The organism is Pluralibacter gergoviae ATCC 33028 = NBRC 105706 (genome assembly GCF_001598855.1).
GTDB classification, from domain to species: Bacteria; Pseudomonadota; Gammaproteobacteria; order Enterobacterales; family Enterobacteriaceae; genus Pluralibacter; species Pluralibacter gergoviae.
Genome location: NZ_BCZS01000001.1, coordinates 338,848 through 359,136, shown reverse-complemented (window position 1 = coordinate 359,136; position 20,289 = coordinate 338,848). Strand labels below are relative to the sequence as shown.

At 50.8% G+C, this 20,289-nt stretch carries 19 protein-coding genes and 2 pseudogenes; 5 read left to right on the top strand and 16 right to left on the bottom strand.

Annotated features, from left to right (window positions below):
• Window positions 1–4: 4 nt before the first annotated feature.
• On the bottom strand, window positions 5–895 hold the full coding sequence (galF, locus tag ENGE1_RS01610) for a UTP--glucose-1-phosphate uridylyltransferase GalF (RefSeq protein WP_045287816.1): 891 nt from the start codon (window positions 893–895) through the stop codon (window positions 5–7).
• Between the two features lie 310 nt (window positions 896–1,205).
• Here galF and ENGE1_RS01605 point away from each other — a divergent pair, with 310 nt between their 5' ends.
• Window positions 1,206–2,789: a TerC family protein gene (locus ENGE1_RS01605; protein ID WP_048255198.1), complete on the top strand. Its 1,584-nt coding sequence runs from the start codon at window positions 1,206–1,208 to the stop codon at window positions 2,787–2,789.
• Window positions 2,790–2,822: 33 nt separating this feature from the next.
• On the opposite strand, the gene asmA is transcribed toward ENGE1_RS01605, so the two are convergent.
• From asmA to udk, 3 genes are all read right to left on the bottom strand, one after another.
• On the bottom strand, window positions 2,823–4,670 hold the full coding sequence (asmA, locus tag ENGE1_RS01600) for an outer membrane assembly protein AsmA (protein WP_064360458.1): 1,848 nt from the start codon (window positions 4,668–4,670) through the stop codon (window positions 2,823–2,825).
• A gap of 25 nt (window positions 4,671–4,695) precedes the next feature.
• Window positions 4,696–5,277 carry a dCTP deaminase gene (gene dcd / locus ENGE1_RS01595; RefSeq protein ID WP_043082963.1) on the bottom strand — a complete coding sequence of 194 codons (582 nt, stop codon included), beginning with the start codon at window positions 5,275–5,277 and terminating at the stop codon, window positions 4,696–4,698.
• Between the two features lie 73 nt (window positions 5,278–5,350).
• Window positions 5,351–5,992, bottom strand: coding sequence for a uridine kinase (udk, locus tag ENGE1_RS01590; RefSeq protein WP_043082961.1), 642 nt, complete (start codon window positions 5,990–5,992; stop codon window positions 5,351–5,353).
• Between the two features lie 300 nt (window positions 5,993–6,292).
• Here udk and ENGE1_RS01585 point away from each other — a divergent pair.
• Both ENGE1_RS01585 and ENGE1_RS01580 read left to right on the top strand, forming a co-directional pair.
• A pseudogene (locus tag ENGE1_RS01585) lies at window positions 6,293–8,845 on the top strand (diguanylate cyclase); the annotation flags it as partial.
• A 191-nt stretch (window positions 8,846–9,036) separates the two neighbouring features.
• Window positions 9,037–10,281 (top strand): MFS transporter, encoded by a 1,245-nt coding sequence (locus ENGE1_RS01580; RefSeq protein WP_045287813.1) that lies wholly within the window; start codon window positions 9,037–9,039, stop codon window positions 10,279–10,281.
• Here ENGE1_RS01580 and alkA read toward each other — a convergent pair.
• Window positions 10,278–11,120, bottom strand: a complete 843-nt coding sequence (gene alkA / locus ENGE1_RS01575) for a DNA-3-methyladenine glycosylase 2 (protein ID WP_048273389.1) — start codon at window positions 11,118–11,120, stop codon at window positions 10,278–10,280. The genes ENGE1_RS01580 and alkA overlap by 4 nt on opposite strands.
• 136 nt (window positions 11,121–11,256) lie before the next feature.
• Here alkA and yegD point away from each other — a divergent pair.
• Window positions 11,257–11,928, top strand: a pseudogene (gene yegD, locus ENGE1_RS01570) (molecular chaperone); the annotation flags it as partial.
• A 62-nt stretch (window positions 11,929–11,990) separates the two neighbouring features.
• Here the strand turns inward: yegD and ENGE1_RS01565 are convergent.
• Genes ENGE1_RS01565 through ENGE1_RS26440 form a run of 4 tightly spaced genes read right to left on the bottom strand, consistent with a single transcriptional unit; the run spans window position 11,991 to window position 13,616 of the window.
• On the bottom strand, window positions 11,991–12,284 hold the full coding sequence (locus ENGE1_RS01565; protein WP_064360456.1) for a 3TM-type holin: 294 nt from the start codon (window positions 12,282–12,284) through the stop codon (window positions 11,991–11,993).
• Window positions 12,281–12,592 (bottom strand): hypothetical protein, encoded by a 312-nt coding sequence (locus ENGE1_RS01560; protein ID WP_064360455.1) that lies wholly within the window; start codon window positions 12,590–12,592, stop codon window positions 12,281–12,283. The genes ENGE1_RS01565 and ENGE1_RS01560 overlap by 4 nt, the downstream gene beginning before the upstream one ends.
• A gap of 1 nt (window position 12,593) precedes the next feature.
• Window positions 12,594–13,172, bottom strand: coding sequence for a hypothetical protein (locus ENGE1_RS28280; RefSeq protein ID WP_064360454.1), 579 nt, complete (start codon window positions 13,170–13,172; stop codon window positions 12,594–12,596).
• Window positions 13,173–13,181: 9 nt separating this feature from the next.
• A complete protein-coding gene (locus ENGE1_RS26440) occupies window positions 13,182–13,616 on the bottom strand; it encodes a GIY-YIG nuclease family protein (RefSeq protein ID WP_073971283.1) in 435 nt (144 codons plus the stop codon).
• 38 nt (window positions 13,617–13,654) lie between these two features.
• On the opposite strand from ENGE1_RS26440, the gene ENGE1_RS01550 reads away from it, so the two are divergent.
• Window positions 13,655–14,104 carry a glycoside hydrolase family protein gene (locus ENGE1_RS01550; protein ID WP_064360453.1) on the top strand — a complete coding sequence of 150 codons (450 nt, stop codon included), beginning with the start codon at window positions 13,655–13,657 and terminating at the stop codon, window positions 14,102–14,104.
• A 42-nt stretch (window positions 14,105–14,146) separates the two neighbouring features.
• Here the strand turns inward: ENGE1_RS01550 and ENGE1_RS01545 are convergent, their stop codons facing one another.
• The 7 genes from ENGE1_RS01545 to ENGE1_RS26420 are packed head-to-tail and all read right to left on the bottom strand — an operon-like array spanning window position 14,147 to window position 20,245.
• Window positions 14,147–14,413 carry a hypothetical protein gene (locus ENGE1_RS01545; protein WP_064360452.1) on the bottom strand — a complete coding sequence of 89 codons (267 nt, stop codon included), beginning with the start codon at window positions 14,411–14,413 and terminating at the stop codon, window positions 14,147–14,149.
• Between the two features lie 42 nt (window positions 14,414–14,455).
• The gene (locus ENGE1_RS26435) at window positions 14,456–15,112 is read right to left on the bottom strand and encodes a hypothetical protein (RefSeq protein ID WP_073971282.1); all 657 of its coding nucleotides are present in this window, start codon (window positions 15,110–15,112) and stop codon (window positions 14,456–14,458) included.
• 2 nt (window positions 15,113–15,114) lie between these two features.
• Complete coding sequence (locus ENGE1_RS28275) at window positions 15,115–15,414, bottom strand: hypothetical protein (RefSeq protein ID WP_151206499.1); 300 nt, start codon at window positions 15,412–15,414, stop codon at window positions 15,115–15,117.
• A gap of 50 nt (window positions 15,415–15,464) precedes the next feature.
• Window positions 15,465–18,668, bottom strand: a complete 3,204-nt coding sequence (locus tag ENGE1_RS01540) for a phage tail tip fiber protein (RefSeq protein ID WP_064360451.1) — start codon at window positions 18,666–18,668, stop codon at window positions 15,465–15,467.
• Window positions 18,661–19,065, bottom strand: a complete 405-nt coding sequence (locus ENGE1_RS26430; RefSeq protein ID WP_073971281.1) for a DUF6950 family protein — start codon at window positions 19,063–19,065, stop codon at window positions 18,661–18,663. The genes ENGE1_RS01540 and ENGE1_RS26430 overlap by 8 nt, the downstream gene beginning before the upstream one ends.
• Entirely contained in the window at window positions 19,065–19,688 is a 624-nt protein-coding gene (locus ENGE1_RS26425) for a DUF2163 domain-containing protein (protein WP_073971280.1), read from the bottom strand. The genes ENGE1_RS26430 and ENGE1_RS26425 overlap by 1 nt, the downstream gene beginning before the upstream one ends.
• A complete protein-coding gene (locus ENGE1_RS26420) occupies window positions 19,688–20,245 on the bottom strand; it encodes a hypothetical protein (protein ID WP_073971279.1) in 558 nt (185 codons plus the stop codon). The genes ENGE1_RS26425 and ENGE1_RS26420 overlap by 1 nt, the downstream gene beginning before the upstream one ends.
• Window positions 20,246–20,289 lie beyond the last annotated feature (44 nt).

The window sequence follows — 20,289 nt, the reverse complement described above, 5'->3', positions numbered from 1 at the left end:
CGGGCTACGCCAGCAGCTTTTTAATGCTTTCGCGAAACTTCGCGCCCTCTTTATGATTGCGCAGTCCGTAGCTGACGAAGGCCTGCATATAGCCCATTTTTTTGCCGCAGTCGTAGCTGATGCCGGTCATCAGCATCGCGTCGACGGACTGCTTCTTCGCCAGTTCGGCGATGGCGTCGGTCAACTGAATACGACCCCAGGCGCCGGGCTCGGTGTGCTCAAGCTCTTGCCAGATATCCGCGGAGAGCACGTAGCGCCCTACCGCCATCAGGTCGGAGTCCAGCGCCTGCGGCTGATCGGGTTTTTCAACGAACTCAATGATGCGGCTGGCCTTACCTTCGATATCGAGGCTCTCTTTGGTCTTAATGATGGAGTATTCGCTGAGGTCGCCCTCAAGGTGTCTGGCCAGCACCTGGCTGCGGCCGGTCTCGTTAAAGCGGGCAACCATCGCGGCCAGGTTATAGCGCAGGGGATCGGCGCTGGCGTTATCAATGATGACATCCGGCAGCACGACGACGAAAGGGTTGTCGCCAACAATAGGACGCGCGCAGAGGATGGAGTGACCCAGCCCCAGCGGCTGCGCCTGGCGCACGTTCATAATGGTAACGCCCGGCGGGCAGATAGCCTGCACTTCCGCCAGCAGCTGGCGCTTCACGCGCTGCTCAAGCAGGGATTCAAGCTCATAGGAGGTGTCAAAGTGGTTTTCCACCGCATTTTTGGACGCGTGGGTCACCAGGACGATTTCCTTGATCCCCGCAGCTACCACTTCATCGACAATGTACTGAATCATCGGCTTATCAACAATCGGCAGCATCTCTTTCGGGATCGCCTTCGTAGCCGGCAGCATGTGCATCCCAAGACCCGCTACCGGAATAACCGCTTTTAAATTAGTCATTATCATTTCCAACTATGAATAGAGGTCCGATTATAATCATCGAAAAGACATTAACTCCAGTAGTTTTTTGTGTTCTTAAGAAATCCTTAATTGGATAAAACGCTTCTAATTCATAATGTTAACAACCATAACCCAGATTAATCGCATTTATCTTCCTGGTATCTTAATGTTCATCTATCCAGATGTTTTGTAACACAAATAACAAGGGTATTGTCCGCTACACAGCGCGACAAAAATTGCAATTCCCTCTGCCTTTAACCATGATCCATTACAAATACATATTATGTAACGATGAGGGTACACACTTCCTATGGACTGGATCGCCGATCCTTCAATCTGGGCGGGCCTGATAACGCTGGTGGTCATCGAGCTGGTGCTGGGCATTGATAATCTGGTGTTTATCGCGATCCTCGCGGAGAAGCTGCCGCCGGCGCAGCGCAACCGGGCGCGCATTACCGGCCTGGTGCTGGCGATGCTGATGCGCCTGCTGCTGCTGGCTTCTATCTCCTGGCTGGTAACCCTCACCCGGCCGCTGTTTTCCGTCGGCGAGTTCAGCTTCAGCGCGCGCGACCTGATTATGCTCGGCGGCGGGCTGTTTCTGCTGTTTAAGGCCACGGTCGAGCTGAATGAGCGGCTGGAGGGTAAGGACAGCGACGGCCCCACCCAGCGCCGCGGGGCGAAATTCTGGCCGGTAGTGGCGCAAATCGTGGTGCTGGACGCGGTGTTTTCCCTCGATTCGGTGATCACCGCGGTGGGCATGGTCGATCGTCTGGCGGTGATGATGGCGGCGGTGGTCATCGCCATCAGTATGATGATGCTGGCCAGCCGGGCGCTGACCCGCTTCGTGAACAGCCACCCGACTATCGTTATTCTCTGCCTGAGCTTTCTGCTGATGATCGGCTTCAGCCTCGTGGCGGAAGGCTTCGGATTTATCATTCCGAAAGGCTACCTGTACGCCGCCATCGGCTTCTCGGTGATGATTGAGGCCCTCAACCAGCTGGCCAACTTCAACCGCCGCCGCTTTCTCTCCGCCAGCCAGTCGCTGCGCCGCCGCACCACCGATGCGGTGATGCGGCTGCTGAGCGGCAAATCCGCCGACGCCGAGCTTGACCCCGATACCGCATCGCTGGTCTCCGGCGGCGATGAGCCGATTTTTAATCCGCAGGAGCGCAGGATGATCGGCCGCGTGCTGAACCTCAACCAGCGCAGCGTCAGCAGCATCATGACCTCGCGTCACGATATCGAGCATATCGATCTCAGCGCCGATGAGTCCGCTATCCGCGCCCTGCTGGAGAAAAATCAGCATACCCGGATCGTGGTGACCGGCGGCGAGCGCGACGAAGACCTGCTCGGCGTGGTTCACGTTATCGATCTCCTGCAGCAGTCGCTGCGCGGCGAGCCGCTGGACTTGCGGGCGCTGGTCCGCCAGCCGCTGGTGTTCCCGGAAACCCTGCCGCTGCTCCCGGCGCTGGAGCAGTTCCGCAGCGCCCGCACCCATTTTGCCTTCGTGGTGGACGAGTTTGGTTCGGTGGAGGGTATCGTCACCCTCAGCGACGTGATGGAGACCATTGCGGGCAACCTGCCCAACGAAGCCGAGGAGATTGACGCCCGCCACGATATCCAGAAAAACCCGGACGGCAGCTGGACCGCTAACGGCCACATGCCGCTCGACGACCTGGTACAGTTCGTCGCTATTCCGCTGGATGAAAAGCGCGAATACCACACCATCGCCGGATTGATTATGGAGCACCTGCAGCGGATACCCGAGCCGGGCGAAGAGGTGGAGGTGGCGGGATACAGGCTGAAAACGCTGGCCGTGGAGCACCATCGGGTGCAGAAGGTGCAGATTATTCCACCGCCGCCGGATGAGGACGCGCTGGATTACGAGGTATAGCAAACGGGGCGCCGAAAGGCGCCCCGTTAACCGCTACAGCTTGTCGAGAAACTTCTTCACGTCTCTGCCGCTCTGCCGGTCCTGATTCTTGTCGGCCCACTTCTGCAGCTTGCTGCGGGCCTCGTCCTGCAGCGATTTGCGCAGGGCCTGATCGACCTGCAGGCTGTAGTTAAGCGCCGTCCACTTGCCGTAAACCCGCAGCGGGACCGGCGTCGTCTTCAGCGTTTCAATGAGCTTGCTCTGCCCTTCCCAGCCATCCAGCACGCGGACGTTGAAGCGGACATCGCCCTCTTCATGCACCAGATCAAGCGTGCCTTCGCCGGTGAGCGCCAGCATCTGCGACTGGCCGGCCATATCGTCAAGGCTCAGCATGCCGCTATCGAGCGACAGCTCGCTGGTAAGGCTATCGAGTTCGGTGGCATTGGTGAATGAATCCTGCACCTTCACGTTGGCGCTGCGCGCCACCGCCTGCTGCACCAGCTGCTGAAAGTTGAGCCCCTGCGCCCGGCTGTTGCGCAGCGCAAGGCTCGCCTGACCATCCCAGCTGCGGCGGAAGCTGTCGGCATCAATCTTGCCGCCGTTAAAATCGCCGTTCAGCGACAGCTCGCCGGTCAGCTCGATGGGATAGTTAAACGCCTTCAGCAGCGCGCCGATTTCAATATCCTTCAGCGCCGGCCTGAAGCGCGCACGCGGCACGTCCTCCCGCGCGTCCAGCGTGCCGGGCAGCGACAGGGTTCCTTTACCGAGCTCGCCGCTGAGGTGGCTGACCGTCAGCAGACCGCGATTGTTCTGCGCCTGGGCCCGCACGTTGACGAAATTCATGCCCCGCCACTGCAGCTGGCTTGCCTGGAAGCTGAAGTCGGCGCGGTAGGCCCGCAGGCTGGCATAGTCCGGCTGCGGCGCGCTGTCGGCAATGACCGGCCGCAGCGGCTGCTGACGCACCTGGCCCTGTCCGCCGGTGCCGCCGTCGGCGGCCGCGTCGGCATGAACCATCAGGTTATCGAGATTGAGTTTGTCGGACTGCAGATTGAGAGTCCACTGCGGCCTGTCGGAGAGCACCACGCTGCCTTCGCCGCGCAGCGTGCTGTCATTGGCGGTCAGCTGCAGCTGGCTGAAGCTGAGCTTTTTCGCCGCCTCCTGCCACTGGGCCTGCAGGCTGCCCTGGCCGACGATCCCCTGCGGCGGCAGGTCGGCGCCCTTCAACTGCCAGTTAAGGCGATTAAAGGTAGCCGTCAGGTTCTGCGGATAGTCGCCGGCGTTAACCTGGGCGTTAAAGGCAATAGTGAGGTCGCGCTGATCGCGATTGATTCGTCCGGAGAAATCCACCTCTGCCCGGTGGTGCTCATCCTGCTGCATCTCCAGGTCGATACCGCGAACCGTCACCTGCTCATCGTCAGCGTGCTGGAACACCAGCACGCTGTCGTGAACCTTCAGGCTGGCGACGTCAAAAGACCAGCCGCGATCGGCGGATTCCAGCGGCAGCGTATTTTCACGCGGGGCCACCGGCGCGCTGCCGTCTCTTACCGCCTCGGTCTGCGGCGTCAGTTCGATAACCGCGCCCTTGAGCATCACCTGCTTAACCTTCAGCTGGTGCGACAGCAGCGGGATGAGCGCCACGTCGAGGCGCATGTTATCCGCACGCACCAGCGGCGCGCTGGCGCCGGGCTCGGTCAGGCTCATGCGCCCGGTCAGAATACTCAGCTGCGGCCAGACGTGCCAGCGCAGGCGCCCGTCAAGCTCAAGCTGATAGCCGCTGCGGCTGGCAACCTGGTCGATCAGGTAGTGACGAAAATCATTGGGATTGACCAGCAGCACCAGGGCCGACAGGCCGGCGACAATCACCACCAGCAGAATCATCAGGGTTGTTAACAGTCGTCTCATGTCAGCCTCGGGGCCTCAGCTACAGTCAGTCTTTATCGATGCGGCTGGCAACCGCGCCTTGCTGATCGCGATACTTGGCGTCTTCGCGGCGGTTATAGGGGCGCGCCGCCGGGCCGGAGAGCGGCTCAAAGCTCAGGGCGCCGATCAGCATGCCGGGGCGCAGGGCCAGCGGCAGCTTACCGGAGTTATAGAACTCAAGCACGATGCAGCCGGACCAGCCCGGATCGATGCGGTGCGCGGTCACATGAACCATCAGCCCGAGCCGGGCCAGCGATGAGCGGCCGTCGAGCCAGCCTACCAGGTCCGCAGGCAGGGTTACGGATTCATAAGTGACGGCCAGCGCCAGTTCGCCGGGGTGGAGGTAAAAGGCGTCGCCTTCCGCGAGCACAATCTCTTCGCTCATCACGCGATCCAGCGCCGCGCTCACCTCCGCCTTCGGCCCGCTCAGGTCAATAAACGCCGCCGTGTGCCCGCTGAAGGTGCGAAATTTATTGCCCAGGCGAACGTCGACGGTGGCACCGTTGATGCGCTCAACCGGCGGGCGGGGCGAAATGGACAGCCGCCCCTCGTCCAGCCAGGCTTCTATATCTCGGTCACACAGACGCATACGTTATCTCCTTAAGATGCCATCAGGCCCGCCGATTGCCGGGCCATTATGCACAGTACCTAATTCAGGGAAATTATTCAAAAAACTGGCTAATTTTCGCTTTCAGAATGTCGATGGCGATACGGTTTTTGCCGCCGCGGGGGACGATAATATCGGCATACTGCTTGGAAGGCTCGATAAACTGCAGGAACATCGGGCGTACCGTCTTCTGGTACTGGGCCATCACCGAATCCATTGAGCGCCCGCGCTCGTTAACGTCACGCTTAATGCGGCGCATCAGGCAGATATCCAGCGGCGTATCGACAAAAATCGAGAAGTTCATCTCTTCGCGCAGGCGGGCGTCGGTTAACAGCAGGATCCCTTCGAGGATAATGACTTTTTTCGGCTCAACGCGAATCGTGTTCCCGGTGCGGGTGTGCTCAACGTAGCTGTATACCGGCAGCTCTACGGGCTCGCCGCGCTTAAGCGCCTGCAGATGCTGAAACAGCAGGCTGTGGTCCATCGCGTTAGGGTGGTCGTAGTTCGTCTTAACGCGCTCTTCCATCGATAAATGACTTTGATCTTTGTAATAGCTGTCTTCGGGGATAACGCCAATGTGCTCATCGCCAACCTGTTCGCGCAATTCGCGATAGAGCGTACTGGCAATAAGACTTTTTCCCGAAGCCGATGCGCCGGCGATACCTACAATGACGCACTGATGAGACTTATCAGTCATAAATTTTGCGACCTGATTAAACTGGAAGTAGAGAGGGGGCGGCTTGCGCCAAACGCGGCAATTATAGGGACTTCAGGGCGTCGATTCCAGCCGAAAACGGTCCGGCCGTTATTCTGTATGGAAAACGCCGCCGCGACGGCTTTTTATTTCGCCATCTGCCGCGCCCGGCTTCGCCCGCTGCAAATAAGTGAAACGCGGCGATAGGAAATGTAAAGGGTTTGTACTAGCATATTCTCATCAAGCGAAGTTATGTAATAAATTTAGTTATTCGAGGAAGTTATCATTGCGGGACGCGGCTACATGAAGATATCGCATCAGCGGACGCGGGTTGCGCTTTATCATCCTCTGCGGCGCACGGCCAGTCTCAGCGTCCTGGCCTTTATATTTACCCTCTTCTCGCTAGAGCTTACCCGCGCCGGCGCGAGCCTGGCCCCGCTGTGGTTCCCGACTTCGCTGATGATGGTCGCCTGCTATCGCCATCCGCATAAATTGTGGCCATCGATCCTCCTCTGCTGCTCGCTCAGCACTTTATTAGGGTGTCTGCTGTTATCGTCAGTCGATGACACCACCTTCACTTCTGTGGCTATCAATATCATTGAAGCTATCGTCGGGGCGCTGCTTATGCGCAAGCTGCTGCCCAACTATAACCCGCTGCAAAATTTGCAGGACTGGGTAAGGCTGGCCGTCTCCTGCGCGCTGATCCCGCCGCTGGTGGGCGGCGCGCTGGTGCTGATGCTGGCCCCGGGCGATGAACCGCTGCAGACGCTGATCGTCTGGGTGCAGTCAGAAGCTATCGGCGCGCTGGCGCTGGTGCCGCTGGGCATGTTGTATAAAAATCACTATCTGCTGCGCCACCGAAACCCGCAGCTGCTGCTGGAAACCGTCACCACGCTGATTGTCACCCTGACGCTCAGCGCCGTCGCTATCCTGTGGATGCCCTGGCCCTTTACCTGCATCATCGTGCTGCTGATGTGGAGCGCGGTGCGCCTGCCGCGTATGGAGGCGTTCACCGTTTTTCTGCTCACCACCATGATGGTGTCGCTGATGCTTGCCGTACATCCGCAGATCCTCAGCTCGCCGCGCACCCTCGGACTCAGCAATATTGCCTGGCTGCCATTCCTGATGATGCTGCTGCCGGTCAATATCATGACCATGGTGATGTACGCGTTTCGCCTTGAGCGCAAGCATATCTCCGAGAGCGAACTGCGCTTTCGGAGCGCCATGGAGTACTCGGCTATCGGCATGGCGCTGGTCAGCGTCGAAGGTCAGTGGCTGCAGGTCAACAAGGCTCTGTGCCAGTTTCTCGGCTACGAGCAGGATGCGCTGCTGGCCACCACCTTTCAGCAGATCACCTGGCCGGAGGATCTGGATAAGGACCTGCGGCAGCTGGATAAGCTGCTGCGCGGCGAGGTCAACAGCTACAGCATGGAAAAGCGCTACGTCACCCGCAGCGGTAAAATGGTCTGGGCCCTGCTGGCCGTTTCGCTGGTGCGGGCGCCGGACGGTGCGCCGCTCTATCTGATCGCCCAGATAGAGGATATTGACGATCTGAAGCAGTCCGAAGAGGTGAACCGGCGTCTGATGGAGCGGATCACGCTCGCCAACGAGGCGGGCGGCATTGGTATCTGGGAGTGGCTGCCCGCCCAGCAGGCTATGGTCTGGGATAAGCGTATGCACGAGCTGTACGAGCTGCCGCAGGATGTCTCTCTTACCCGGGAGATGTGGCTGGACTGCCTGCTGGATGAGGACCGCTACCGGATTCAGGAACTTATCCGCAGTACGATGGCGATGCGCGCCTCATTTATGGTGGAGTTCAGGATCCGCGTTCAAAGCGGTATACGCCACATCCGCTCCCACTCCAGCGTGGTGCTGAACGCCCAGGGCGAGGTTGAGCGCCTGATCGGCATCAATATGGACATGACCGAAGTGAAGCAGCTCAACGAGGCGCTGTTTCAGGAAAAAGAGCGGCTGCACATCACGCTAGACTCCATTGCCGATGCGGTGATCTGCACCGACGTCGCCATGAACGTTATCTTTATGAACCCGGTTGCCGAAAAGATGTGCGGCTGGAGGCTGGATGAAGCCCTCGATCGGCCGCTGGGGCGCGTGCTGCACATTACGGCAGGCGGCGCCTCGCCAATCACGGTGACCGCTGAAGGGGCCTGCGAAATGGCTATCGATCAGGACGTGGTGCTGCACAGCCGCAGCGGAGGCCGGTACGACATTCACTACAGCGTGCGCCCCCTGAGCACCCTTGAGGGCAAAAGCCTCGGGCTGGTGCTGGTCATTCACGACGTCACCGAGTCGCGCAAGCTGCTGCGCGAGCTCAGCTATAGCGCCTCGCACGACCCTCTGACGCAGCTTGCCAACCGCAGCAGTTTCGAGCAGCGGCTCAGCGAACTGCTCGAAAGCTTACCGCATAGCCACCAGTCGCACGCGCTGGCCTTTATCGATCTCGACCGCTTCAAGGCGGTCAATGACTCCGCCGGGCATGCCGCCGGCGATGCCCTGCTGCAGGCGCTGGCGACGCTGATGCAGCAGATGCTGCGTACGGGAGATGTGCTTGCCCGCCTCGGCGGCGATGAGTTCGGCCTGCTGCTGCCGGATCGCTCCCTCGCCAGCGCCAGGGTGCTCTGCGGGCGTATCGTTGAGGCGATTGCGACGTTCTCCTTCAGCTACGGCGGACAGGAGCACCGCGTCGGCGCCAGTATCGGCATCACCCAGATTGATGCGACCAACGCCCGAATGTCTGAGGTGATGTCGCAGGCCGATATCGCCTGCTACGTTGCAAAGAACAGCGGGCGCGGCACCGTCAGCATTTACGCTCCTCCCAATCGCGCCGCGACCAAAGCGTGATCGCCCCGGCGACAGGTTACAAAATTTAACCATTAACACGCTAACCATTATTTACATCAGGTATACACTTAAATAACAAAAGGTCTTCATCTTTACAAAAGGACCTTTGCCCGGCGATCGGATGCGTCACCCCTCTTACCCGCGATCGCCGTGCGCCGTACCCTGCTGTTATTACAAGGACACCTGACATGAATACGCCATTTGACTGGAGCGCAACGCAGAAGCACGTTGCCTTCGCCAGTTTCTCCAGCTGGATGCTGGACGCCTTCGACTTCTTTATCCTGGTCTTCGTTCTCAGCGACCTGGCAAGCTGGTTTCACGCCTCCGTCTCTGAAGTGTCGATTGCCATTATGCTGACCCTCGCCGTTCGCCCCATCGGGGCGCTGCTGTTTGGCCGCATGGCCGAAAAGTTTGGCCGTCGCCCTATTCTGATGCTCAATATTCTGATGTTCAGCATCTTCGAACTGCTCTCCGCCTGGTCGCCCACCTTCACCGCGTTCCTGATTTTCCGCGTGATCTACGGCGTGGCGATGGGCGGTATCTGGGGCGTGGCCTCGTCGCTGGCGATGGAGACCATTCCCGACCGCGCCCGCGGCCTGATGTCGGGCATTTTTCAGGCCGGCTACCCGGCGGGCTACCTGCTGGCCTCGGTGGTGTTCGGGCTGTTCTACAGCACCGTCGGCTGGCGCGGGATGTTCCTGATAGGCGCCCTGCCGATCGTGCTGCTGCCCTATATCTGGTTTAAGGTGCCGGAGTCGCCGGTGTGGCTGGCGGCGCGTGAGCGAAAAGAGAGCACGGCGCTGCTGCCGATCCTGCGCAGCCACTGGAAGCTGTGCATCTATCTGGTGCTGCTGATGGCCTGCTTTAACTTCTTCAGCCACGGCACCCAGGACCTCTATCCCACCTTCCTGAAGGTGCAGCACAGCTTTGATCCGCATACCGTCAGCCTGATCGCCATCAGCTATAACATTGCCGCGATGCTAGGCGGGATCCTGTTCGGCTCGCTGTCGGAGAGGATTGGCCGCAAGAAGGCGATGATTATCGCCGCTTTCCTCGCCCTGCCGGTCCTGCCGCTGTGGGCGTTCTCCACCGGCTCCTTCAATATCGGCCTCGGCGCGTTCCTGATGCAGTTTATGGTCCAGGGCGCCTGGGGCGTGGTGCCGACCTACCTCAACGAGCTGGTGCCCGCCAACGCCCGCGCGGTGCTGCCGGGCTTCGTTTATCAGTTGGGCAATCTGCTGGCCTCGGTCAACGCCACCCTGCAGGCGCGTATTGCTGAAGCCAACGGCGGCAACTACGGTCTGGCGATGGCGCTGGTGGCCGGGACGGTGGCTATCCTTATCTGCCTGTTCGTTGCCTTTGGCCGTGAAACCCGGGGCGTGATTATCTCCGGCCAGCAGCCGCACGGCGAGCCGAGCCGGCAGACGCGCTAATCGGGCGTGAAGCCGTCGCTATACCAGATGTGCAGCAGGGCGTAAGAGCGCCACGGCTGCCAGCGTTCGGCGTAGCGGCGGATCGCCGCCGGCGTCATGCCGGGAAAGCGCTGCTTAATTAAGTAATCATCCGGCAGGAAAATATCCTTTGCCTGCCAGCCGCGCAGGGCGTAGTAGCTGGCGGTCCAGCGGCCAATGCCGGGCAGCCGCTGCAGCGCCCTGACGCCCTGCTCAATATCCTCCGGCGCGCTGAGCGGCAGTTCGCCGCTCAGCGCCGCCCGCGCCAGGGAGACGATCGCCTCCGCCCGCCTGAGCGGCATCCCCAGATTTTTCAGCATCAGCGGCGAGGCCCCGGCGAGCTGTTCCGGCGTCGGAAAGCAGATAAAGCCCGGCGCTTCTGCCAGCGGCGTGCCGCAGGCGTTCGCCACCCGCCCGGCGAGCTTCGCCGCCATCGCCACGCTCACCAGCTGTCCCAGGATCGCCCGCACGCCCTGCTCAAACGGATCGACGCAGCCCGGCAGCCGCAGTCCGGGACGCGCAGCGGCAAGTCCGCCGAGCGCCTGCGCAATCTGCTGCGGGCTGCAGCCGGTATCAAACAGGTCGCGCAGCTTCTGCAGGCACTGCGCCGCTACCGGCAGCAGGCCGTCGCTGAGCTCAACATGAAGGACGTGCGCCTGCGGATCCGGCGTCGCCCGCACCAGGCCGCGGTGCCCGCCAATCACCAGCGTGCGCAGGTAGCTGTTTCCCTCAAAGGCCTCAACGCCTTCGACCGCACGCGCCGAGAGAAAACCAAACAGCCAGGCCCAGTCGCAGGGCGGCTGCCAGGAGAGCGTTAACATAAAGGCTCCTTTCATTTGCAGATCCCAGCATAACGGCGAACGCCCGGCCGCGCTTTGCTTTCATATTCCGGTTGTCGCCGGCGGCGCATTGGGCTAAAGTCGCCCCCCTTCTTCACCGGCATGGGGAATGTGCACAATGTTTATCGGTTTTGACTACGGAACGGCCAACTGCTCGGTGGCCGCGATGCGCGACGGCGCGCCGCAGATGCTGGCCCTGGAAAACGGCAGCCCGCTGCTGCCGTCCATGCTTTGCGCCCCGGTACGCGAAGCGGTCAGCGAGTGGCTCTATCGCCAGCAGGACGTTCCGGCGACCGGCGCGGAGACTGAAGCCCTGCTGCGCCGCGCCCTGCGCTATAACCGCGACGAAGATATTGAGGTGGGCCGCAGCAGCGTGCAGTTCGGTCTCGCGTCGCTGCAGCAGTATATCGACGATCCGCAAGAGGTCTACTTCGTCAAGTCGCCGAAATCCTTTCTCGGCGCCAGCGGCCTGAAGCCGCAGCAGGTGGCGCTGTTTGAGGATCTGGTCTGCGCCATGATGCTGCACATCCGCCAGCAGGCCGGCGCGCAGCTGCCCGAAAGCATCACCCAGGCGGTCATCGGCCGCCCGATCAACTTCCAGGGCCTCGGCGGCGAAGAGGCCAACGCCCAGGCGCAGGGCATTCTCGAACGGGCGGCGAAGCGGGCCGGCTTTCAGGACGTGGTATTCCAGTTCGAGCCGGTGGCGGCCGGACTGGATTTCGAGGCTACCCTCAGCGAAGAGAAGCGGGTGCTGGTGGTGGATATCGGCGGCGGCACCACAGACTGCTCGTAGCTAGTACAGTATGTACGCCCAAGAAAAAAGCCCGCATACGTTCATATACGGGCTTAGTTTTAGTTACCACCAACCATGATCAAAAGTACTTGTAAGAGTTGACCTAGTGGAACCTGGATTACTACGATTCCAAAAGCATCAAGTACTGGTACTATGATCCAGTTGTAAAGGATGATTAGGGTAATCACGAATCCAAGAGCATTACGCCAATGGAATGATACCTTTTCAATCTCTTCTTTGTTTACTTCAATCTGCCCTTCGGCATTTGTTTTACTTACTTCAGATTCAATTGTTTTTCTTTTGATAAAGAAATCTAAACCTTTAGAAAGTAGTTCTACTATTACACCAATCATTCAATGATCCCCACTGCGTATACATGAAAGTGTTTACCTTTTACGAATAGCTTTTTATAATCGATTACGAATACGGGTAATACCTCACCCTGTAATTCCCATTCGAGTACTTCACCATCTTTAAAGGATTGCTTTTTTTCAAAAATAACATTCATATAGCTATCAATTTCATGATTACTATTTTTAATGATCTTTTGAAACTTTTTGCCAAGGAACATTTTATTCAATGGCAATGAATTACCATCTGGCGTAATACCATCTAAAGTAATTTCACTTGTTAATTCTTCATAATGTTGTTCAAAATTCATATCAATTCCTTTTTAGTACAAATGATCCCTGAATCCCCGACATTACTACACGAAATCCTGATTCCACTTCGCCATAGAAATCATAAATCATTTTGCGTTGTTTCCGTTCACGTAGACCAATTACACGTTTAGTTTTCTTCTTAGTATCTTTCTTACTCGTGTCGATCAAACGCTCTTTACCATTCTTCGCTTTAACGATTTTGAATCTTCCACTTGATAGGTTCTTTTTCAGTCCTGAAATGTTACCTTGCTTAGTGAGTTTAGCTAAACTGGTAGGAATGAATTTATCAATTGCCTTTTGTTTAACGATTACTTCATATAGATACTTTGCCTGAATATCCTTCACTAGAATTGAACATTGTACTGAATCAGTACCTTTTTTCTTATACAGAAATAGTATTGAACGTTGTGTGAAGTTAACAGCACCTTTATCTACAGAATTATTCAAATCTGCTTGTACTTTTTGGGATAGGGTACGCGACCGTTTAATTATTTCATTTTGGAATTGTTTCTTTAACTTTGTCCCTGTCGTTTGTATATAGGTTCTAGTACTGCCTATCCCATTTATTCCGCTTGCCATATATTTACCTCAATTAATCCATTCTAATATTTCTTGTACTATTGCTAGTAAACGTGCTTTAGTTTGGGAATTGGGAGCACGTAATTTATTCATAACTGCCATATTTAGACATTCTGGCTTTAAAATTTGTGTTGTGATAATGATAGATTCGACAAGTAAAGTTTCTCGCATAGTTGGGAAACCATATAGTACTGTACGTATGTATGGTTCACCGTCATTGATCATCTGATTTACTGTCTTACTGCTACTAGTATAGTTTTCCCAACCATTACTAGTACTATCTTCCTTAATTTTCTTTGCGTCTTTAACGCGTTTGTATAGTTGTTTAGCACCATAATAGTACTGATCACTATTGGGGAAGTAGAAGCTATACACGAATCCACAATATGAACCATTTAGTAGTTCTTCTTCACTCCAACCATCTGTATATTTCCATTCGTTCATATAAATACCAATAATAATTTAACTAAAGGTATTTATCTATGAGTGATTTAAAAACGAGATTAAAAGAGTATGAGGGTACTATTGCGTACCAAAAGAAAGTAGGTTACTACCGTGATGGTAAATTCTGGACGTATAAAGATTCTCTAGGTTATCCAACGATTGGTTACGGTCATCTATTAACATATGGTGAAAGCTATCCAAATGGACTAACTGACGCAGAAGCCGAGAAACTACTAGACCGTGATATTCAAACTGCTATTCATAATGTTGAAACCCTTAACATCTGGCTTCCAACTGACTGGCGTGATTTCATGGTCATTATGGTATTTCAATTGGGATTAGGTGGCGTTCAGAAGTTTCAGAAGATGTTAAAGGCACTAAGGGAAAAGAACTACCCTGAAGCAATCAAACAAGCTAAAGATTCACTATGGTATAAACAAACTCCAAAACGTGTAGATCAAATGATCGCAGCGTTAACTAACAAATAAAAAAAGGGCAAGTACTTGATAGTATCTTGCCCTTTTTCATTCTTATTGTTTCTGTTCAAGAATTGTAATGATCTTTTCAATCTTAACATCTAAATCATGTATCTGAGCTTCGAGTTTAGATAGTGAATCTCTCATTTTATCCTGATCCGATTCAATACGGGAGATACTTGCTTCTTGTACTGCCTGTTTAGTTTCAATATCACTAACACGGTAAAGTAAATCATCAGTGTCTTTAGTATTATCACGGAAGATAGTATATAGAAATACACAACCAGAAATAACAAGGGCTAAAATAGTACCAATATCCATTAGTGTATATTCCTTGCTGTAATTATTATAATGTATTTATTATTAGTATCCGGTAAATGTTGCCAAAGCAATCTGTACGCCACTATTACCCATTGCCTGAGTATATGATTTTTGTAATCTATTAATGTACTGAAAACTAAATGAAGTACTTGAATTACGTCTAATTACTATTCCTGAATAACCTAATGCCGACCCATCATCAGATAAGTTACCCGGACATTGTGACCAACAAAACCACGGATTAGGAACTGGTGACGTAACATTAACTACACTTGAGAGATCAACCCCTGGACCAGCAGATAAAAACCCAACAATTCTTGGCATAGTCGCAGCACTGGCAGCAGACCAAATCAAACCACCTGAAGCATTATATACATCAAGATAACCACTAGTTGGAGTAGTTGTATGTGAGCTTGTCATAAATCTACCAGTATTAGGCATGAACATAGAAGCCCCTGGAAAACACCATGCCCCATCTGTTTGTAACTGAAACCAGTACTGATATACATTCCTGTTCGTGATGATTGAGCTATTCAAGAAACCAAGTGAGCCACCATTACCAAAGGCACACGTTAGACCTGTATAGTAACCATAGTCAGTTAAACCACCCATAGCTTTTACGAAACCAGTTAGTATTGATTTGTTACTACTATCGATTGTAAGAGCACCCGCCGAATTATAAACTTCAAAACCTGCCATAATTACACATCCCACTTATAAACATTAAAGGCATAAGTGCCAGATGGTGGAAAGTTAGTAGGCATATAAACAGCCGTGAATGAACCATTATTACAGAATGCTGACCAATCATTAAAAACATCATTAGCAGGGGCATAATGTACAAACCATCCAGTAGTTCTCATTCCTGGTACTGCTATTGTATATGTAGGTACTCCTGATGAAGCAGTAACATAATATGTCCCCATATAACGAATATTGTAATCACCGAGATCTACTATTAGATTTCCCGCAGCATCCCAACATTGTAAACCTTGTGCCATATATTAAATCCTTTTAAAATCGGGGGATGTAAAATCCCCCATCCTATTTATTACCACAACCCCATTCTTACCCTTAGTACACCATTGTTATCAAAGATTTGAATAATGTTGTTGCTGATTGTCATTCTACCAGTACCGCCATTACCATTTATGGCAATAACTCCAGACTTGTTAATTGACCAGCCTGAATATCCTTCAACATAGTTATTACTTTGAATCACTTGGCCTATCTTCGCGTTGGTAATTTCACCATCAATGATTTTCGCAGCATTGATACTAGCGTTAGCAATCTTCGCATTTGTAATCGCAGCATCAGCAATATAACCAGTACCGATACTTGCCGCCTGGATCATACTTGTCTTGATGTATGTAGTACCATTGACGATTGCGAATGGAGCAGTACCGCCAACTGTTGCCGAATCACTACCCGATACAATGAACTTATCCGCAGCAAAATAAATTGCTGAGTTATTACTAGCACCCTGTGAAGCCACAAGACGAATACCAGCTACAGTACCATTAGCATTAACAGATAGTGAGTACTGAGCATCTACAGTACTTGCCGTAGCCTTAGTTGCCATTTGCTGGTTAACAGTTGCTATCTGTCCATCAACATCACTACGTAACTGTGTAACTGCCTGCGTTTGTGCTGTATTATTACTAACTACAGTCTGTGATAAAGTGCCAATTTGAGCAGTATTCCCGTCTACGGTATTCTTAAGGAAATCAACACGTGTATTCGTATATGCGTTTGATTCATTAACTGCGTTATTCAATGTATCAGTTAGACGATCATCTAAATCAAGAATACCATTAATCGCATCGGCATCTTCTGCCGTAAACTGATACTTAGAGTTGATTGAAATTGTCTGTACTGGACAATATTGAATATCATCAGTACCAAACACATCAAAGAAACCCATCTTAACTTGATACTCGCCATCGGCAATGTTTGGTATACTATCGAATTCAGGAGCATAACTGGTATAAATTTTAGTAGTAGTACCAGAAACAATACTAATAATAGCCCCAGCATAATCACGTTCATTTGATTTAGTCCAACTACAGAATAAGTTACCAAAACCACCCGTAAAGCTAACACCAGTTACTAAACCTGCCTGTTTGTTCTCTACGGTAATTTTAACTTCTTGTGAATATGTCCCAGCATTAAAACCCTGTGCGATAATTCCAATAGTAGGTTTACGTATTTTCAAACGGTTCATCGCGAGAGTTAAGTTAAATGTATTACTCTGTGTATAGAATGTGTCTACTAGTGTTGTACCATTATAAACATTGATTACATAGTACTTAAAATAATCACTAAATGAACGACCATTAACTAAAATATTCTTCTGAGAATCCCACGCAATATTGAAATCTGGAGCATCAGTAATCAATGCTGTTTCAGTACTGTTAGTAAGTACCACACCCGTTACGGATGGTAATGTAAAGTTAAATGTAGGTACAATTCCAGTAAGAGAAAGCTTACTTGATTTAAGACCGAGATTATTAAATGCCTCTACAGCAAAATCATAGCTACCAGAATCAGATAAACCAAATAATTCATAACTTGTTTTCTGTACGCCAGTTTGCCCCGCATATGTCCATGTACTGGAACCATTCAAACGATAATAAACATAATATCCGCGTAGATATGGATCTTCAGATGCGTCCCATGTTAAATCAACAATTGAACCGGAAGTAGTATTACCCTTTTTAACTGCCTGTAGATTAGAAGGTGGAAGTACTGATAGTTCTGGAAACTGAATTACACCACCCGGAGACCAAACACCAGGATCAACACCATCATACATCGCATCTGGAGCTTCTACGGCTGTGATTGTCACATAACCGATATTCTCTTGATCAGTACTAATATCCTTGTTTAGTACTTTGAATTTACCTGAGATACCAAATTCATCATTAGATACATTAATAGCATCCCAAATCTTAAGATCCCAACCTTCAGAAGTAGTAAAGCTGATTGTGCGTAAAGAATATTTTGCCTTAAGTACATCAACATTCGCCATCTTAGCAATAACATCCTGATCATATGACCATGAATAATCGCGACTAAGGGCGATTACTTGCCCATCATGCTGTATTGCTTCATCAATTGAGATATCAGAAGGAATACGTAATACATCAGTGGCATACATTGATTCTGGATTTGTATACTTACAGTCGACTGTATTGAAGTAATCAGTACCACCTGAAGTACTGATCTGTACTGCCCCAAACATGTTATTTTCATTGAATGATGCGACGGAAACAGTTTTACGATCAGTAGTAATACAGATTTGACCAGCATGAACATACATGATACCGCCAAAACTCTGACAGATATTTTCAATGTTATCCATGAAAGTACTTTGATAACTGATAGCACCATTTGCGTATAATTCAAAAGCATCACAATATGCCGCAGTTTCGGCAAATGTTTGCTGATTAATTAAACCAGGATCAATACCCATTCCATAAGTTGTATTAGTTAGATAATCGTAAATTATGGAAGGTGGATTACTTGTGGCACGGATTTGACCATCAACGAAATCAAAAATTCTTTGACCTTTCATCTCGCAAGTCAAAGAAAACTGATCATTAACAAGGATGTTATTTTCTAATGATGATTGTGTTTTCTTGATTACAGTACTGATACTAACTACACCTTTACCCAAGAATTTATTAGTCCATTTCGGCCCCGCATATTGTGCCGCAAGGGATTTAGTACTGGTATAATCACCCCCAAAGCGTACTTCAAGTTGTAGGAATGGTTTATACTTACCAGCAATTGAACTATTCGGTACTATCCCATCTTCAGTAATTGGGGAAGATAATACAGGTTCATTATCAATATAAATTTGTTCAATATATTTTTCAGTACCAGCATATGCTACTGCTTGTTCACTAAAGAGATATTGAGAATTTGAATTCGGTACGTTATACCAGGTTACGATACTACCAGTAAGCACAAATGAACCACCCGATACACCGTTCTTATGTGGGTACTGTCCACCGTATATAACTGGTAATCCAGTCGTAGGGCTTGTCGAACGTGATAGAGAATCGCTAACGTCCCCATATCCCGTTACCCCCACTTGAGCTAACATTGAAGTAGCAACTAGAGATACTGCCCCTGCCGCAGCACCCCAACCGATAGCAGCTAGAGCAGTACCGCCACTGAAATAAACAGCAGCAGCAACAACCACCGCCGTAATAATGGCTCCAAAGAAGCCGCCTAAACTCTTACCCATCTATATGTTTCCTTACTCTGTAATATGTCCCTTGTGCTGGTTTCGGTTGAAGTTCAAAACCGTCGTGTTCCTGGTTAACACCAAGTACCCGATCTGATGCCACTACTGCCATGATTAATGGGTTATCTGGATCTAGCCATATATCACCATCTATAACAGCCTCTACTGGCTTACAATACGCTTCAACAATTTCCCCTGTATGGTTCCATCCTTCCTTGTTTAAACCCGCTATACCTTCTTTAATGCTCGAATATTCACGATCTGCTAATGACGTTGTGCCATTGATTAGATCAATTATCCTGAGTACTATCATGTTACAATCGTTATCCCCATACTTATATGGGTTATCAAGTGAGTACTGGATAATTGCCATGATTTCATTATGTAGATTCTTCATTATTTGTACTTCCAATTTTGGTTTTGATTAACTTGACCGAGTAATGAAAAGTATTCATCACCTTTATAGATTGATTGATAAACTGAGTTAGCCGCAATCAAGGCAGGTTGTCTATCAAGTTTCTTATATACTGAGTTAACATAAATCGTCATTTCATTAGTTTTCTGATTTGGATCAGCTACTGCCTGTACATAGTCAATGAATCCCGAAAACATAAGCATTGAATCAATTACAGTACTATCATATGGATTCAAGATTACTAGTTTGATATTCATCTGAGCATCTTTAAAGAAACCACCAAGAGCAAGAGCACGTACTGAAGCATTAACGTTACTTACTTTGAAATTAATGGCATCATTATTGATACCCTTCTGTTCTGAATAAGTAGGTAGTGAACCACTTATAATGTCTGGAAAGCTAATGTACTGATAACCATCAAGAGAAATATCAATTAGTGAATCTGTCCAGTGAAAACCATTAGTACCTTTTGGAAGTACATCAAAGCAGGTTACGAAAACTCCAAGACTCATAATTTCCATCAATGATAATTGTGTTTTTGTAGTTCCTCTTATCAGTTTCCAGTACTTTAAAAGATTAGCGTTCGTATATGTGCTTGCGTTCATTATTGAATGTTCTCCGTCGCCTTTAGTGTAATATTCATGATATTACCAACTGGCATTGTATAATCATTATCTGGATCTAATACGGCTTCAATAATAAGGTTTTCATAATTAATTACTTCAGATGCCTGTACTGTATTCTGGAGTGCTGGGAAAATAGTAATACTCGTTGAAGTACTATCAACTATTCTATAAAGTTTATTATGATTACTGAATTGTATCCATTCACCAATTGCTAATGTATTAGTACTGGTAGGGATTAACATACTACCTTTACTGATATTTGCCGTACTCGTAACTGATCCAGTTTGTGTACCATGATATTTTCCAGCAACACCAAGAGTTAGAGTAAATGGCTTTCCTTGTGAGTATTGAGCCAGAAAGTTATTAACCTCTGCTAGTGCTGGGGCATTAAAATTAAGTGTAAATTGAATTTGATAGTACTGAATCCCCGTAGATCTCATGATACGTTGACCTGTCCATGTTTGATTTGAATAGATTGGTTCAGTACTTTTGATTTGAAAGTTCGTAACTTTCACATTATTAGTAAAACTTGCCATGTGGAAACCTCTTAAGTAGTTTCCAGTATTTATGACAAAAGGGG

Excerpts from the sequence above, each read along its gene's own strand:
- galF (WP_045287816.1), bottom strand. The coding sequence starts at position 895 with ATGACTAATTTAAAAGCGGTTATTCCGGTAGCGGGTCTTGGGATGCAC.
- ENGE1_RS01605 (WP_048255198.1), top strand. The coding sequence starts at position 1,206 with ATGGACTGGATCGCCGATCCTTCAATCTGGGCGGGCCTGATAACGCTG.
- asmA (WP_064360458.1), bottom strand. The coding sequence starts at position 4,670 with ATGAGACGACTGTTAACAACCCTGATGATTCTGCTGGTGGTGATTGTC.
- dcd (WP_043082963.1), bottom strand. The coding sequence starts at position 5,277 with ATGCGTCTGTGTGACCGAGATATAGAAGCCTGGCTGGACGAGGGGCGG.
- udk (WP_043082961.1), bottom strand. The coding sequence starts at position 5,992 with ATGACTGATAAGTCTCATCAGTGCGTCATTGTAGGTATCGCCGGCGCA.
- ENGE1_RS01580 (WP_045287813.1), top strand. The coding sequence starts at position 9,037 with ATGAATACGCCATTTGACTGGAGCGCAACGCAGAAGCACGTTGCCTTC.
- alkA (WP_048273389.1), bottom strand. The coding sequence starts at position 11,120 with ATGTTAACGCTCTCCTGGCAGCCGCCCTGCGACTGGGCCTGGCTGTTT.
- ENGE1_RS01565 (WP_064360456.1), bottom strand. The coding sequence starts at position 12,284 with ATGATTGGTGTAATAGTAGAACTACTTTCTAAAGGTTTAGATTTCTTT.
- ENGE1_RS01560 (WP_064360455.1), bottom strand. The coding sequence starts at position 12,592 with ATGAATTTTGAACAACATTATGAAGAATTAACAAGTGAAATTACTTTA.
- ENGE1_RS28280 (WP_064360454.1), bottom strand. The coding sequence starts at position 13,172 with ATGGCAAGCGGAATAAATGGGATAGGCAGTACTAGAACCTATATACAA.
- ENGE1_RS26440 (WP_073971283.1), bottom strand. The coding sequence starts at position 13,616 with ATGAACGAATGGAAATATACAGATGGTTGGAGTGAAGAAGAACTACTA.
- ENGE1_RS01550 (WP_064360453.1), top strand. The coding sequence starts at position 13,655 with ATGAGTGATTTAAAAACGAGATTAAAAGAGTATGAGGGTACTATTGCG.
- ENGE1_RS01545 (WP_064360452.1), bottom strand. The coding sequence starts at position 14,413 with ATGGATATTGGTACTATTTTAGCCCTTGTTATTTCTGGTTGTGTATTT.
- ENGE1_RS26435 (WP_073971282.1), bottom strand. The coding sequence starts at position 15,112 with ATGGCAGGTTTTGAAGTTTATAATTCGGCGGGTGCTCTTACAATCGAT.
- ENGE1_RS28275 (WP_151206499.1), bottom strand. The coding sequence starts at position 15,414 with ATGGCACAAGGTTTACAATGTTGGGATGCTGCGGGAAATCTAATAGTA.
- ENGE1_RS01540 (WP_064360451.1), bottom strand. The coding sequence starts at position 18,668 with ATGGGTAAGAGTTTAGGCGGCTTCTTTGGAGCCATTATTACGGCGGTG.
- ENGE1_RS26430 (WP_073971281.1), bottom strand. The coding sequence starts at position 19,065 with ATGAAGAATCTACATAATGAAATCATGGCAATTATCCAGTACTCACTT.
- ENGE1_RS26425 (WP_073971280.1), bottom strand. The coding sequence starts at position 19,688 with ATGAACGCAAGCACATATACGAACGCTAATCTTTTAAAGTACTGGAAA.
- ENGE1_RS26420 (WP_073971279.1), bottom strand. The coding sequence starts at position 20,245 with ATGGCAAGTTTTACTAATAATGTGAAAGTTACGAACTTTCAAATCAAA.